General features: G+C 65.7%; 16 protein-coding genes. 3 read left to right on the top strand and 13 right to left on the bottom strand.

All coding sequences use genetic code 11. The annotated features are described in order from the left end of the window. Positions 1-40: 40 nt before the first annotated feature. Positions 41-721 carry a thiamine phosphate synthase gene (locus CDN36_RS12515; RefSeq protein ID WP_150557144.1) on the bottom strand — a complete coding sequence of 227 codons (681 nt, stop codon included), beginning with the start codon at positions 719-721 and terminating at the stop codon, positions 41-43. A gap of 274 nt (positions 722-995) precedes the next feature. On the opposite strand from CDN36_RS12515, the gene CDN36_RS12520 reads away from it, so the two are divergent. The 3 genes from CDN36_RS12520 to CDN36_RS12530 all read left to right on the top strand — a co-directional run bounded on the left by CDN36_RS12520 (position 996) and on the right by CDN36_RS12530 (position 3,118). Then, entirely contained in the window at positions 996-1,484 is a 489-nt protein-coding gene (locus tag CDN36_RS12520; protein WP_150557109.1) for a Dps family protein, read from the top strand. Between the two features lie 194 nt (positions 1,485-1,678). After that, the gene (locus tag CDN36_RS12525; protein ID WP_287496867.1) at positions 1,679-2,593 is read left to right on the top strand and encodes a YdcF family protein; all 915 of its coding nucleotides are present in this window, start codon (positions 1,679-1,681) and stop codon (positions 2,591-2,593) included. 117 nt (positions 2,594-2,710) lie between these two features. Then, a complete protein-coding gene (locus tag CDN36_RS12530; RefSeq protein ID WP_150557111.1) occupies positions 2,711-3,118 on the top strand; it encodes a GlcG/HbpS family heme-binding protein in 408 nt (135 codons plus the stop codon). 308 nt (positions 3,119-3,426) lie between these two features. On the opposite strand, the gene hemP is transcribed toward CDN36_RS12530, so the two are convergent. From hemP to CDN36_RS12590, 12 genes are all read right to left on the bottom strand, one after another. After that, a complete protein-coding gene (hemP, locus tag CDN36_RS12535) occupies positions 3,427-3,678 on the bottom strand; it encodes a hemin uptake protein HemP (RefSeq protein WP_150557112.1) in 252 nt (83 codons plus the stop codon). Between the two features lie 145 nt (positions 3,679-3,823). Continuing rightward, positions 3,824-4,294 (bottom strand): SRPBCC family protein, encoded by a 471-nt coding sequence (locus CDN36_RS12540; protein WP_150557113.1) that lies wholly within the window; start codon positions 4,292-4,294, stop codon positions 3,824-3,826. Positions 4,295-4,391: 97 nt separating this feature from the next. After that, positions 4,392-4,802, bottom strand: coding sequence for an OsmC family protein (locus CDN36_RS12545; RefSeq protein ID WP_150557114.1), 411 nt, complete (start codon positions 4,800-4,802; stop codon positions 4,392-4,394). Between the two features lie 131 nt (positions 4,803-4,933). Then, the gene (locus tag CDN36_RS12550) at positions 4,934-5,830 is read right to left on the bottom strand and encodes a pirin family protein (RefSeq protein WP_287496868.1); all 897 of its coding nucleotides are present in this window, start codon (positions 5,828-5,830) and stop codon (positions 4,934-4,936) included. A 274-nt stretch (positions 5,831-6,104) separates the two neighbouring features. After that, on the bottom strand, positions 6,105-6,530 hold the full coding sequence (locus CDN36_RS12555; protein ID WP_150557116.1) for an ExbD/TolR family protein: 426 nt from the start codon (positions 6,528-6,530) through the stop codon (positions 6,105-6,107). A gap of 27 nt (positions 6,531-6,557) precedes the next feature. After that, the gene (locus CDN36_RS12560) at positions 6,558-7,295 is read right to left on the bottom strand and encodes a MotA/TolQ/ExbB proton channel family protein (RefSeq protein ID WP_150557117.1); all 738 of its coding nucleotides are present in this window, start codon (positions 7,293-7,295) and stop codon (positions 6,558-6,560) included. A gap of 39 nt (positions 7,296-7,334) precedes the next feature. After that, on the bottom strand, positions 7,335-8,039 hold the full coding sequence (locus CDN36_RS12565; protein WP_287496869.1) for an energy transducer TonB: 705 nt from the start codon (positions 8,037-8,039) through the stop codon (positions 7,335-7,337). Positions 8,040-8,404: 365 nt separating this feature from the next. Next, positions 8,405-8,662, bottom strand: coding sequence for a (2Fe-2S)-binding protein (locus tag CDN36_RS12570; RefSeq protein WP_150557119.1), 258 nt, complete (start codon positions 8,660-8,662; stop codon positions 8,405-8,407). A gap of 169 nt (positions 8,663-8,831) precedes the next feature. Continuing rightward, on the bottom strand, positions 8,832-9,710 hold the full coding sequence (gene murI / locus CDN36_RS12575) for a glutamate racemase (RefSeq protein WP_287496870.1): 879 nt from the start codon (positions 9,708-9,710) through the stop codon (positions 8,832-8,834). A 120-nt stretch (positions 9,711-9,830) separates the two neighbouring features. After that, on the bottom strand, positions 9,831-10,310 hold the full coding sequence (gene bfr, locus CDN36_RS12580; RefSeq protein ID WP_150557121.1) for a bacterioferritin: 480 nt from the start codon (positions 10,308-10,310) through the stop codon (positions 9,831-9,833). A gap of 274 nt (positions 10,311-10,584) precedes the next feature. After that, positions 10,585-12,108 (bottom strand): fumarate hydratase, encoded by a 1,524-nt coding sequence (locus CDN36_RS12585; RefSeq protein ID WP_287496871.1) that lies wholly within the window; start codon positions 12,106-12,108, stop codon positions 10,585-10,587. A 15-nt stretch (positions 12,109-12,123) separates the two neighbouring features. Beyond that, positions 12,124-12,696 (bottom strand): TIGR00645 family protein, encoded by a 573-nt coding sequence (locus CDN36_RS12590; RefSeq protein ID WP_287496872.1) that lies wholly within the window; start codon positions 12,694-12,696, stop codon positions 12,124-12,126. Positions 12,697-12,846 lie beyond the last annotated feature (150 nt).

A 12,846-nucleotide genomic window follows, 5' to 3' on the forward strand; every position in this document is an offset into this window, starting at 1 on the left:
CCCGTGGGCACGCGCAAGGGGCCGTATGGCCGCGCGCGCTTCAGGCCGCGGGCCAGAAAGCACGGATCGCGGCGATCCCATGGGCTCCGGCGTTACGCGCGCTGGCGAGCATGTCGGCGCGCATGCCGCCAAGCGCGAACACGGGCAATGGCGTGCGCGCGGCCAGCGCGCTGAACGCTGCCCAGCCAAGGGGCGCGGCGTCCGGATGCGTGGCCGTGGCCAACACCGGGGACAGCGTCACGAAGTCGAGTCCCAGATGCGCGGCCTGCGCGAGCTGCGCGGCGTCGTGACAGGCGGCGCTCACCCGCTTCCAGCCGGCAGGCCGCTCGCGCGAAGCCATCAGGCGGGCGCTGGTGAGGTGCCAGCCGTCGGCCTGGGGAACGGTGCCGGCGTGCGCCCCGCCGGGCGCACCGAGCGCATCGAGCCAGAGATCCGCCACCTCGTGCGGCGGGTTCAGCAGGAGCTGCGCGCCGGCCGCGTGCGTGAGCGCCAGCGCGCTCTCGGCCAGTGCGCGATAGCCGTCGGCGTCGAGCGAGCGGTTGCGCAGTTGCACGAGCCGGATGCCGCGCGCCAGCGCCTGCGCGAGCTGCGAGGCAAACGCGGCGATCTGCGCGCGGGAGGTGACGTCGGGCGTCACGAGCAATTGGCGCGGGAGCGCTGCGGCGGGGGCGCCGCTCGTGACATCGGTCACGCGCGACGCGCCGCAAGGCGGGCCGGACATCGGCGGGTGGCGGGCAGGGTCGGCAGGCATGGGCGCAGTGTAACCGGAACGCGGGTGCGCACGTCATGAGGAAAGTACCGAGATCGAGCGGCACGGAACCTCGTGCGATTTGCCCCATCGGATACGCAGGTGCGGCGATCGCCACGCGATTCTCGTACTCGTACCGGCCGTCGACGCCGCAATGAAACACGGTTCCGACGGCGACATTTTCAATTCGGTGCGCTCGCGGCAAGGCAGCGGCGGCGCAGCGAGCCACACAGCAAATGGAGTGACTATGGCAAAGAAGAACAACGTGGCCAGCGTGAATATCGGCATCAGCGACAAGGACCGCAAGCGCATTGTCGACGGTTTGAGCCATCTGCTCGCCGATACTTACACGCTGTATCTGAAGACCCACAACTTCCACTGGAACGTGACCGGGCCGATGTTCAACACGCTGCATCTGATGTTCGAGGCGCAGTACAACGAACTCGCGCAGGCGGTCGACCAGATCGCGGAGCGCATCCGCGCGCTGGGTTATCCGGCACCCGGCACGTACAAGGAATTCGCGAAGCTCTCCTCGATTCCCGAGGCTGAGGGCGTGCCACCGGCCGAGGAGATGATCCGGCAACTCGTCGAAGGTCAGGAGGCGGTGACGCGCACCGCGCGCGGCATCTTCCCCACGGTCGAGGCGGCCTCCGACGAGCCGAGCTCCGACCTGCTCACGCAGCGCATGCAGATCCACGAAAAGAACGCGTGGATGCTGCGCAGCCTGCTCGCGTGAGTCAGCCGAGCCGTGTCGCCCGCGTCCGCCGGGGCGGGCGCGCCTCTCACACGCCCATGCCTTGCATGGGCGTTTTCCGTTTTCGTTGGCCCCTGGCGGCGACGCAGCCTGCGCAACGTGCATCGCGCGCTATCGGGCGGGGAACGTCATAGAGAAAGGATGCACTCGGCGGTGCAGTCCAGTACACTCGCCGGATGCCTATCGATTGGCTCATCCGAAATCTCATCGTCAGCGTGTTCCTGCCGCCGGTCAACGTGCTGGTGCTCGCAGGGCTTGCGCTCGTGTGCGGGCGGCGCTGGGCGCGTGTCGGCAAGACGCTGGCCGTGCTGGCCGCACTCGGCTTGTGGCTGCAGGCCTCGCCATGGTTCGCGCGACAGATCTCGCGCCCGCTCGAAGTCGGAACCCGGGTCGACATCCGCGCGCTCGAGGCCGCCCGGGGCTTGCCCGCGACTTCCGGCGCCTCCGGCGGCCTCCACAGCCCCGACAGCCCCGGCAGCCCCGGCAGCCCCGACAGCCCGGGTACATCGCCCACGCCCGCCGCGCCCGCCGCTGCGGCGGCAACCGCGAAGCTGCCGCAGGCCGTCGTCATTCTCGGCGGCGGCATGAGCGTCGGCAGCCCCGAGTTCGGGCGGGGGGGAGGCGACGGGCGGGACACGGGATATGATCTCAGCGACATAACGCTCGCCCGCCTGCGCTATGGCTTGTTTTTGGCGCGCCACGCGGCGCTGCCGGTGCTGGTCTCGGGCGGCAGCCCGTCGGGCAAGCCGGTGGAGGCGCGATCGATGGCGCGGGTCGCCGCGGAAGAATTCGGCACACCGGTTCGCTGGACCGAGGGCCAATCGCTCAATACGGCGCAAAACGCCATTTTCAGTGCGCGCATGCTGGCCAACGTCGGCGTCACGCGCATCTATCTGGTCACGAGCGCCTGGCATATGCGCCGTGCTCGCGATCAGTTCGAGCGTGCCGGACTCACGGTGGTACCCGCGCCGTGTTGCAACGCCGCCGCGCTCGACCCGGAGGCGATTCCGGGCTGGTGGCCCACCATCGACGGTCTGCGCGATACGCGCCGCGCCATGCGCGAGTGGATGGCGCTGGCCGTAGGGCATTGATCCGCACGCGGCCTTACCGATGTCGTCAAGCCCGGCATCACAGGCGCGTATGCCGAGGCGAGCTTCGCGGCGTCGCGAGCTTGCCATTTTGCAACCCTGGAAACACGAGAGAGACGTATGAAGACGAAAGCTGTCCTGACCGCAGAAGACGTGCAGAAGATCAACGCCGCCGCCGTGGCCGAAGCCACGGCGAACGGCTGGAATGTGTGCATCACCATCGTGGATGACGGCGGCCACGCGTTGTCGCTGCACCGCATGGACGGCGCAGCGCCCAGCACGGCCATGATGTCGCTGGGCAAGGCGCAGACCTCGGCCGTGGGGCGTCGCGAGAGCGGGGCGTTCGAAGAGATGATCAATGGCGGCCGTTTTGCATTCCTCAGCGCGCCCAACACGGCCATGCTCGAGGGCGGCGTGCCGATCATCGTCGACGGCAACGTGATCGGCGCCGTCGGCGTGTCGGGCGTGAAGTCCACGCAGGACGCGCAAATCGCGCGCGCGGGCATCGCCGCCGTCACCGGCGCCTGAGCTCGGGCGAGCCCCAAAGAAAAACCCGTCCTTGCGGGACGGGTCAAAGGCTTGTCAGGCCGGATGGTCGCAACCTGAGGCTTGGCAGGCTGGACCACGAGGAGAACATCAATGAAATCCTTGTGGCTGGACAAAAAAAGCGGCTTGGCTGGCGCGCAACGCAGGTAGAGAGGGGCTTGCCGTAACTACATGGGATCGCGTTGCGTTCGCTGGCTACTGCCAAACACCTCTTGGGCGAGGTGGTCCCCACAAAACTCGGTGAAGACGGCGGCGCGGTCGGGGCCATGCCGTCGTCAAAATTCGGTGTCTTACTTCGTCAGGATCAACTTGCCGTAACGCGTGGCGCGCAGCTGATACGTCTGTCCGTTGTGCAGGATGTTCACGCACTGCGTGCCTTGCAGCAGATGATCGCTGGTCAGGACACGGCCCGTGGCGTGAGCGGCCGGCTTGGCTGCCGCCGTGCTCGCCGCCGGCGTACGCGGCACCGACAGCGTGCGGCGCGGTGCAGTTGCGGGCGGGGTCTGGCGGGCAGTGGTGTGGCTTGCGGTCATCTCGCTCATCCGTGTGGCTGACTGTGAGATGAATATTAAATGAGAATCATTCCCATTTGTATTTGAATTTGGCTATAACGCGAGTGCGTCGCATAGCTTCTCGCTAAACGACGGGTCGCGGGACAGCCCAAGCCTGTACCTCGCGACCGGCGTATCAGTCGAGCGCGCCTTGTTCGGCGAGGGCTCGGATCTGCGCAACGGTGTCGATGTCCGCTTCGCGGTAGGCGGATTTCACGAACTCGCTGTAGCGCGTATCGGCGGTCGCGGCGTCTTCCGGCAGGGTCGTGCTGTACGTGAATCGCACGAAATAATGGGTCGGCGTCGGTTCTTCGATACGCATGGTGAGGGTGCCGCCCGCGTGCTCCTCGGTCGCGGCCGTCTCGTAGCGCACGCACTGCTGCGCTTCGAATACGACCCGGTCGTGCACGACGGTTTGCCCGAAACGCAGCTCGCGGGTGAGCGTGTCGTCCGTGCGCTCATGCACGATGCATTTGTCCAGCCCGAGCACGAAAGTCTCCGGCTGTTCGGCGCGCAGCACGAGACCGCGCCACAGTTGTTCGCGCGACAGTGCAAAAGCCAGCGGATTCAGGAGGTCGTTGACCTCGATCAGATGTTCGTACTGCAAGACGGTTTCCTTTTCCTTTCCTTTTCCTGTCGACTCCGGCTGTCGGCCGCCGATGGCGGCCCGCGCCATGTCGCCACGCGCGGGCGGGCATCGAATGTCACTCTGCCAATGCACTGTCGATGGCGATGGTGCCCGACAGCACCTTGTGAATTGGGCATGCGTTGGCGATTTCCAAGAGGCGCTGCCGCTGTGCTTCCGACAGATCGCCTGCCAGCTCGATGCGGCGCGTGATCTGCGTTGCGCCCGCAGGCGGTTTGCCGCCGGGATTCATCTCGAGCGTGACCTTTACGTTCTCTAGCGGCCACTCCTTGCGCCGTGCATACATCTGCAGCGTGATCGACGTGCACGCGCCGAGGCTCGACAGCAACAGGGCCGCCGGTGCGGGGGCGAGATCGGCACCGCCGAGCGACACCGGTTCGTCGGCAATCCATTCATGCTTGCCGTCCGTGAGATGCGTGGTGTATCCGGCGGCGCCCAGATGGGCGGTAACAGTGGCTTCTGCTGCCATGACGACTCCTGTGTGGAATGACGAAGACGGCCGACCTAGAAAAAGACTGGGTCACAACGCACTTCAGGTGCCATTGTGACCCAATTTGACTCGCTCGGTACGCGTGATACGGGGCGGGCGCCCGTCGCTCGTCAGGCGTTCGGACCGGTGGCGGGAATTCGCCCCATGCGTCCGGCCTGAAAGTCGAGAATCGCCTGACGGATCTCGCTTTCCGTGTTCATGACGAACGGACCGTAACGCGCCACCGGTTCACCGATCGGCTTGCCGCCGATCAGCAGAAACGACATCGATGTGTCGCTGTCGTTGCGCACGGTCACGCTTTGGCCATCGTTGCCGAAGATGACCATCTGGTGCGCTTTCGCGGGCGTCGTCTCAGGACCGAAACGTCCTTCACCGTCGATTACGTAGGCAAACACGTTGAAATCGGCCGGCACCGCATGGTCGAGCAGCGCCTGCGGCTCGAGCGTGAAGTGCTGATAGAGGATCGGCGTGCGCGTCTCGATCGCCGCGTGCGTGCCCAGGGCCTCACCGGCAATCACGCGCACGCTGACCTTGCCGTCTTCGCTCGATGCGCTCGGAATGCGCGCCGCGGGCAGTTCCTGGTAGCGCGGCGTCATCATCTTGTCGACGCTCGGCAGGTTCACCCACAGCTGGAAGCCATGCATCTCGCCGCCGCGCGCCTGAAACGCCTGCGACGGCATCTCCGAGTGAATCACGCCCGCGCCGGCCGTCATCCATTGCACGTCGCCCGGCGTGAGCTTGCCGGCGTGGCCCTGTGAGTCGCGATGTTCCATCTCGCCCGCGAGCAGATACGTCACGGTCTCGAAGCCGCGGTGCGGGTGGTCGGGGGCGCCCTTGGCGTTGCCGGGCGCGACTTGCATCGGGCCCATTTCGTCGAGCAGCAGGAACGGATCGAAGTCCATCAGCATGCGCGTCGGGAAGGGGCGATTCACGTGGAAGCCGGCGCCTTCTTGCGTTTGCGCGGCGGTGAATACACGGGCGACCGGGCGGGCGTGGGGGGTGCTCATGAGGCATATCTCCTGTGGGGACCGGGGCGCCGGCGGCGCCCGCATGTCCGGTGTCATGTCCTCACTATATCGGGGCGCACGGCACGAGGAGTAGTCCGCAAGCGGGGAAGGATTGTTACCTGAGTGGAACAATGCCGGCGCAATGGGCGTCCGCAGGACGGATCGTGGATCGTCCGGACGAAAAAAAGCGCGGTGGCCGGCACCGCGCTTTTCCCGGACGTGCTGTCCGTGCTGTGGCAGGTCCGGCGGGCGGCCGTGGCCGGCGCCGGGCCGCTTACTTCGTCTCGGGCTCGGTGAGGAAGCCGAGCTTGGTGACGCCGGCGGTCTGCGCGTCGGCGAGCACCTTCGCGACGCTCTCGTAACGCACGTTCTTGTCGGCGAACAGATGCAGTTCCGGCTGCGGCGTCGCGCCGGCAGCCTGTGCGAGACGCGCCTTGAGCGCGGCTTCGTCGACCGGCTGCTTGTCCCAGAAGACTGTGCCGTCGGCCTGGATCGACACGTCGACCTTGGCCGGCTTGGTGTCTTCGGGCTGACTGCTTGCTTGCGGCAGGTCGAGCTTGACCGAGTGGTTGAGCACCGGCAGCGTCACGATGAAGATGATCAGCAGAACCAGCATGACGTCGACGAGCGGCGTCATGTTGATCTCGCTCATCATGCCGTCATCGCCGCTCTCGTCGCTGGAGTAGGAACCCATGGCCATAGCGAACTCCTTGTTTCGTTCCGCGGCTTAGCTGGCGCTGGCCGAGGTGGACTTGCGCACCGGCGTGACGTTGCTTGCGAACTGCGTCGAATGCAGGCTGGCGCCGGTCAGGAAGTAGGCGTGCAGGCTGTGCGCGAAGCGGTTGAGCTTCGAGACGATGCCCTTGTTGGCGCGCGTGAGCGCGTTGTAGCCGAGCACGGCCGGGATGGCGACGAACAGGCCGAAGGCCGTCATGATGAGCGCTTCGCCCACGGGGCCGGCCACCTTGTCGATGGTCGTCTGGCCCGAGGCCCCAATGGCCAGCAGCGCGTGATAGATGCCCCACACCGTGCCGAACAGGCCCACGAACGGCGAGGTCGAACCGATCGAGGCGAGCATGGCCAGGCCGCTTTGCAGGCGCGAGACCGTGTCGTCCACCGAGTTCTTCAGCGCGCGCGTGATCCAGTCGCTCACGTCCATCTTGTCGTGCAGATGCGGCTGGCTCTGGCGGTGGTGCTCGGCGGCGTCCTGGCCGGCGAGCGCCAGCGCGAGGAACGGGTTGTTCTGACCCGATTCGCCCAGCTTCTGCAGACCGGCGGAGAAGTTTTCCGAGTGCCAGAAGTCGGGCTCGGCGGAGCGCGTGAGGCGGCTCAGGCGGAAGACTTGCGTGCCCTTGATGATGATCACCGTCCACGACAGCACCGACATCACCAGCAACACGATCGCGATGGCGCGTGTGACGAAATCGCCCTGCGCCCAGACGTGGCTCAAACCATACTCTTGCATTTTGCGTTCCTCTGGAGATCCAGTTCGTGAATCGTTACGTTAGTTATTCAGGGTGAATCCGAAGGGTTTGGTCGCGGTGGTCTCCACATTGCGACCGTCTTTCATCGGGGGCGCGCAGCGCATCTTGTAGGCCGATTCGACGGCGGCCTTGTCCAGTCGGGGAAAACCGCTCGACTTGGTGATTTCGGCGCTCGTCACCCGGCCATTCGTGCCGATGACCACGCGCACCGTGGCCACGCCTTCCTCGCCCAGGCGACGCGACTGCGACGGGTAGACGAGCGGCGGGTCCGGGCACTCCACCTTGATGCCTTCCACGCGTCCCGGCGGTGCGGCCGCCGGTGTGGGCGCGGGCGGCGCCGGCGGGGCTGGCGGCGCGGTGTCCTTCGCGGGCTCGGCCGTCTGCTGCGGCGGTGCCACGGGTTCGGCCTTCTGCGTGATCGCGTTGTCGGGCTGAACGCGCGGCTTCGGCGGCGGCGGCGCAACCTTCGGCTTCGGCGGCTCGGGGGCGGGCTTGGGCGGCGCGGGCTGCACGGGCGCCGGCTTCGGCTGCGGCGGGATGATGGTGGCGGAAAAGACCGTCGGCACAATCGTCGCCTGTTCGGGCTCGTTGCGCAGATGCGACAAGCCGATCAGGGCGGCGAGGTGAACGACCACGATCGCCGCCGCCACCGCGATCGCGCGCGGCGACGTTAAGGAATCGCGGCTCGGCACGTTCGCGAGGCCGGTGGAAAGCACAGTCGACATGGTAACGGCAAGAGTACGCTAGTTGCGATTGCGGCGATGAACGGTGAGTAAAGCGCGGTGCGCGGAAGCTCGGGGTTCGGATAGGCCGGGCGTGCGATCAAAGGAAAACCGCGCCAGGGGCGCGGTCGGCTAACACGGTGAGTCAAAGACCGGACTGCGGCTCACCTTCGAAACAGGAAAAACGACAAACATAACGTCGAGACAAAGCCAATCAGGAGTTCCATCTGGCACCTCCGGAGGTGACGAATCGCTGGCTGGCGCATGGCTGGCTCCGTTCTCGCCGCGAAGCATCGTCACGGCGAAACTCATCGATGATGCCCGGCAACCGGCGGCGCGGGACAGTCCCGGCGCGCTTCGGGCGGTGCTCAGGCAGCCAGCGCGAGTTCGCGCCTGACGACTTCGGCCGCCGGGGTTTCCGCCTGGGCCGACTGGCAGCAACCGCCGCACGAGCGGCCGCAGCACGGCGTGGCGCCCGAGACCATTTCCTGAACGTAGGGACCGCACTTGCCGCAGCACAGGGCCACGCCGAGGTCGATCTGGAGATCTTCCATGGTGGTGGCGCCGGCGTCGAGACAGGCCTTGATCTGGCGCTCGGAGACGGATTTGCAGACGCAGACGATCATGGTGAAAACGTCAAAATGTAACACTAATGAGAATAATTATTATTTAAGTGCGGACGTTTTGCAAGCGTCATCGACCTATCCCATGGTCCGCTCAGGGATATACCGTTGCCGCGCTCGACGGCAACCGGACGGGTATGCGCGGCCGTGATGGCGCAGTAAGAGACGTCGTTCAGGCAGAAATGATGGGAAGGTTTGGCGGCAGGTCGAGCGCCGACGGGCGTTCCGAAGCGATCTCCACCGTTTGGACATGCGCGGAGTCGGGGAGCAGGCGATCGGCCATCGTTTGCAGCGCCTGGGCGTTGGCCGTGGTGAAGAGGCGCAGGTCGCCGCGCGCGGGAGCCTGCCCGGCCGACGCGCATGCGCCGGGAGCTTCGAGGTCTTCCTCCCGGAGCCGGCGCCGGAGCTGGCGGGCGATGGCCGCGCCCGTGTCGACGAGCGTGAGCGCCGTGCCGAAACGCCGTTCGATCGCAGGAATCAGGAAGGGGTAATGCGTGCAGCCGAGCACCAGCGTGTCGGCGCCTTGCGCCACCATCGGCGCCACGTACCGCTCGAGCAGTGCCATCACTTGCGGCGAATCGACGTCGCCCGCTTCGATGCGATCGACCAGCCCGATGCCCGGCTGGCAGAGGAAGCGCTGTCCTTGCGCCGTGTGACGTGCGAGCAGGTCGGCGAAGCGCGCGCTGCGCAGGGTTGCCGCGGTCGCGAGCACGCCGATCACGCCGCTGCGGGAGGCGGCCGCGGCCGGCTTGATGCCCGGCTCGACGCCCACGACGGGCCACGGCGCATCGGCGCGAAGTGCCGCCACGCCATGCGCCGTGGCCGTGTTGCACGCGACGACGAGCGCCTTGGCGCCGTGCTCGCGCAGCCATCGACCGATGGCGACGCTGCGCTGTTCGATGAACGTGTCCGAGCGCTCTCCGTAGGGAGCGAAGCGCGAGTCGGCGACGTAGCGCAGCGACTCGTGAGGGAGCAGGGCGCGGATGGCCTGCAGGACCGACAGGCCGCCGAGGCCGGAATCGAAGACGCCGATCGGCGCGTTGGAGGGCATGGCGAATGAAAAAGGGCCGGCAAATGCCGGCCCCGGAATTCTAGCGCAAACCGTGCCGGCCGATTCATCGAGACGGGGCCGGCGCTGCGCCTGTGATATGCGTTGTCAGGTGGGACGGGCTTAGTCTTCGAACGACGCCATGCCCGACTGCTGGTAGTTCTGGAGACCGACCTTGCCGATGAGCTCGATCTGCGTTTCCAGCCAGTCGATGTGTTCTTCGGTGTCGTGCAGGATCTCATTGAAGATTTCACGCGAGACGAAGTCCTTCACGCTTTCGCAGTGCGCCACGCCTTCCTTGCAGGTCTTCTGCGACAGGTATTCGAGCTTCAGGTCGCACTGCAGGATTTCCTCGGTGTTCTCGCCGATGAGCAGCTTGTGGAGGTCTTGCAGGTTCGGCAGGCCGTCGAGCATGAAAATGCGCTCGATCAGCTTGTCGGCGTGCTTCATCTCACCGATGGACTCGTCGTACTCGTGTTTGCCGAGCTTGTTGAGGCCCCAGTGGTTGTACATGCGGGCGTGCAGAAAGTACTGGTTGATCGCCGTGAGCTCGTTGGTGAGCTGCGCGTTGAGGAGTTCGAGGACTTTCTTGTCGCCTTTCATTTCGGATCCCTGTTTAAGCAGTTTGCAAGCGGTTGAAATGTAGCTGGAAAATCCCGGAAAGCCAAGCCATGCAAGGCTTTTCGTGAACCGAGGTGCGAATGGTAACGCGATCCATTCGCGATCATGCCCCCGCCGTGCGGACGAAAAAAAGCCCGGACGTTGCCGGGCTTTCCATAGCGGGCGGGGCGTTGCGGCGCGGCGCGTGCCGCAACGATGACCCGCCGCGGCGCCATCGGGCGGGCGCCGGTATCGCGCAAATGAACCGGCGCGCGAATTACTCCGCGGCGACCGGAATCTTGCCGATCCTGGCCTGCCATTCCTTCGGACCGGTCTGGTGCACCGACACGCCGGTCGAATCGACGGCCACTGTTACCGGCATGTCCTTGACGTCGAACTCGTAGATCGCTTCCATGCCAAGGTCTTCGAACGCCAGCACGCGCGCGGCGCGAATCGCCTTCGAGACGAGGTAAGCGGCGCCGCCCACGGCCATCAGGTACGCAGCCTTGTGCTTCTTGATGGCTTCGATCGCGGCCGGGCCACGCTCGGACTTGCCGATCATGACGGTAAGGCCCGTCTTCGAGAGCATCATGTCGGTGAACTTATCCATGCGCGTGGACGTGGTCGGGCCGGCCGGGCCGACGACTTCGTCGCGCACCGGATCGACCGGGCCGACGTAATAAATCGCGCGGCCCTTGAAGTCGACCGGCAGCGGTTCGCCCTTGGCGATCATGTCCGCGATGCGCTTGTGCGCGGCGTCGCGACCGGTGAGCATCTTGCCCGAGAGCAGCAGCGTCTGACCCGGCTTCCAACTGGCGACTTCTTCCGGCGTGAGCGCGTCGAGATCGACGCGCTTGCTCGTCTCGGTGTTCGGCGCCCAGTGCACGTCCGGCCAGGCGTCGAGCGAGGGCGCGGCCAGGAACGACGGGCCCGAGCCGTCGAGCGTGAAGTGAGCGTGACGCGTGGCCGCGCAGTTCGGGATCATCGCGACCGGCTTGGAGGCCGCGTGCGTCGGATAGTCGAGAATCTTCACGTCGAGCACGGTAGCCAGGCCGCCCAGGCCCTGCGCGCCGATGCCCAGCGCGTTGACCTTCTCGAACAGCTCGATACGCAGTTCTTCGTTCCAGTTCTGCGGGCCGCGCTTGATCACGTCATGGATGTCGATCGGCTCCATGAGCGATTCCTTGGCGAGGACCATCGCCTTTTCCGCGGTGCCGCCGATACCGATGCCGAGCATGCCCGGCGGGCACCAGCCGGCGCCCATCGTCGGCACGGTCTTCACGACCCAGTCGACGATCGAGTCGGAGGGGTTGAGCATCACGAACTTCGACTTGTTCTCCGAGCCGCCGCCCTTGGCCGCGACCGTGATGTCGACCTTGTCGCCTTCCACGATTTCGTAGTGGATGACGGCCGGGGTGTTGTCCTTCGTGTTCTTGCGGCCGGCCTCGGGCGGCGCCACGATCGAGGCGCGCAGCACGTTGTCCGGGTGCATGTAGGCCTGGCGCACGCCTTCGTTGATCATGTCGGTGAGGCTGCGCTTGGCGTCCCAGCGCACGTTCATGCCGACCTTCACGAATACGGTCACGATACCGGTGTCCTGGCACAGCGGGCGGCGGCCTTCGGCGCACATGCGGCTGTTGGTCAGGATCTGCGCGATGGCGTCCTTGGCCGCCGGGCTTTGCTCGGCCTCGTAGGCGCGGCCCAGGGCCTGGATGTAATCGTCCGGATGGTAGTAGCTGATGTACTGCAGGGCGCCGGCGACGCTCTGGATGACGTCGTCTTCTTTAATGACGGTAGACATGAAACGGCTCTCGACTTAGTGGGGACTGGTGTTTGTAATGACTTGGGGGCTGGCATACGCCGGCGCATGGCTGTCGTTGGTCATCTTGTTGACCACGGCCATGACGACGGCGGAAAGCAGGAAGGCGCAGTGAATGATCACTTGCCACATGATCGTGTGCGGCGTTTGCTGGGCCGCGTCGATGAACGTCTTGAGCAGATGAATCGACGAGATGCTGATGAGCGCCATCGACAGCTTCACCTTGAGCACGCCGGCGTTTACGTGATCGAGCCACTCCGGCTCGTCGGGATGGCCCTCCACGCCCAGGCGCGAGACGAACGTCTCATAGCCGCCGATGATGACCATGATGAGCAGGTTCGAGATCATCACCACGTCGATGAGGCCGAGCACGACGAGCATGATCTGCGTCTCGTGGAACGTCGTGGCGTGCGTGACCAGGTGATACAGCTCGACGAGGAACTTGTAGACGTAGACGCCCTGGGCGGCGATCAGGCCCAGATAGAGCGGCAATTGCAGCCAGCGGCTAAAGAAGATGACGCGTGGCAGGGGGCGCATCGGCGCGGCAGACGGACGACCGGAAGTCGACATGGCTATCTTGTTGGGGGGCAAAAGCCTGCGCCCGAAGCCGCAGGCCGTAGTTATCAATCCACAAACTCTCAATGCACGAACGCGACGCGAAGATCGCGCAAACCGGATACCGGCCGAACACTGACCGGACGCCAACCCGATATGGCGCGG

The sequence above is a fragment of the Pandoraea sp. CB10b_02 genome (assembly GCF_002216225.1).
Classification (GTDB): domain Bacteria; phylum Pseudomonadota; class Gammaproteobacteria; order Burkholderiales; family Burkholderiaceae; genus Pandoraea; species Pandoraea nosoerga.

Coding starts and splice junctions, on each gene's coding strand:
- CDN36_RS12520 (WP_150557109.1), top strand. CDS start 996: ATGGCAAAGAAGAACAACGTGGCCAGCGTGAATATCGGCATCAGCGAC.
- CDN36_RS12550 (WP_287496868.1), bottom strand. CDS start 5,830: ATGAGCACCCCCCACGCCCGCCCGGTCGCCCGTGTATTCACCGCCGCG.
- murI (WP_287496870.1), bottom strand. CDS start 9,710: ATGCCCTCCAACGCGCCGATCGGCGTCTTCGATTCCGGCCTCGGCGGC.
- CDN36_RS12530 (WP_150557111.1), top strand. CDS start 2,711: ATGAAGACGAAAGCTGTCCTGACCGCAGAAGACGTGCAGAAGATCAAC.
- CDN36_RS12525 (WP_287496867.1), top strand. CDS start 1,679: ATGCCTATCGATTGGCTCATCCGAAATCTCATCGTCAGCGTGTTCCTG.
- bfr (WP_150557121.1), bottom strand. CDS start 10,310: ATGAAAGGCGACAAGAAAGTCCTCGAACTCCTCAACGCGCAGCTCACC.
- CDN36_RS12570 (WP_150557119.1), bottom strand. CDS start 8,662: ATGATCGTCTGCGTCTGCAAATCCGTCTCCGAGCGCCAGATCAAGGCC.
- CDN36_RS12585 (WP_287496871.1), bottom strand. CDS start 12,108: ATGTCTACCGTCATTAAAGAAGACGACGTCATCCAGAGCGTCGCCGGC.
- CDN36_RS12515 (WP_150557144.1), bottom strand. CDS start 721: ATGTCCGGCCCGCCTTGCGGCGCGTCGCGCGTGACCGATGTCACGAGC.
- CDN36_RS12545 (WP_150557114.1), bottom strand. CDS start 4,802: ATGGCAGCAGAAGCCACTGTTACCGCCCATCTGGGCGCCGCCGGATAC.
- CDN36_RS12555 (WP_150557116.1), bottom strand. CDS start 6,530: ATGGCCATGGGTTCCTACTCCAGCGACGAGAGCGGCGATGACGGCATG.
- CDN36_RS12560 (WP_150557117.1), bottom strand. CDS start 7,295: ATGCAAGAGTATGGTTTGAGCCACGTCTGGGCGCAGGGCGATTTCGTC.
- CDN36_RS12590 (WP_287496872.1), bottom strand. CDS start 12,696: ATGTCGACTTCCGGTCGTCCGTCTGCCGCGCCGATGCGCCCCCTGCCA.
- CDN36_RS12565 (WP_287496869.1), bottom strand. CDS start 8,039: ATGTCGACTGTGCTTTCCACCGGCCTCGCGAACGTGCCGAGCCGCGAT.
- hemP (WP_150557112.1), bottom strand. CDS start 3,678: ATGAGCGAGATGACCGCAAGCCACACCACTGCCCGCCAGACCCCGCCC.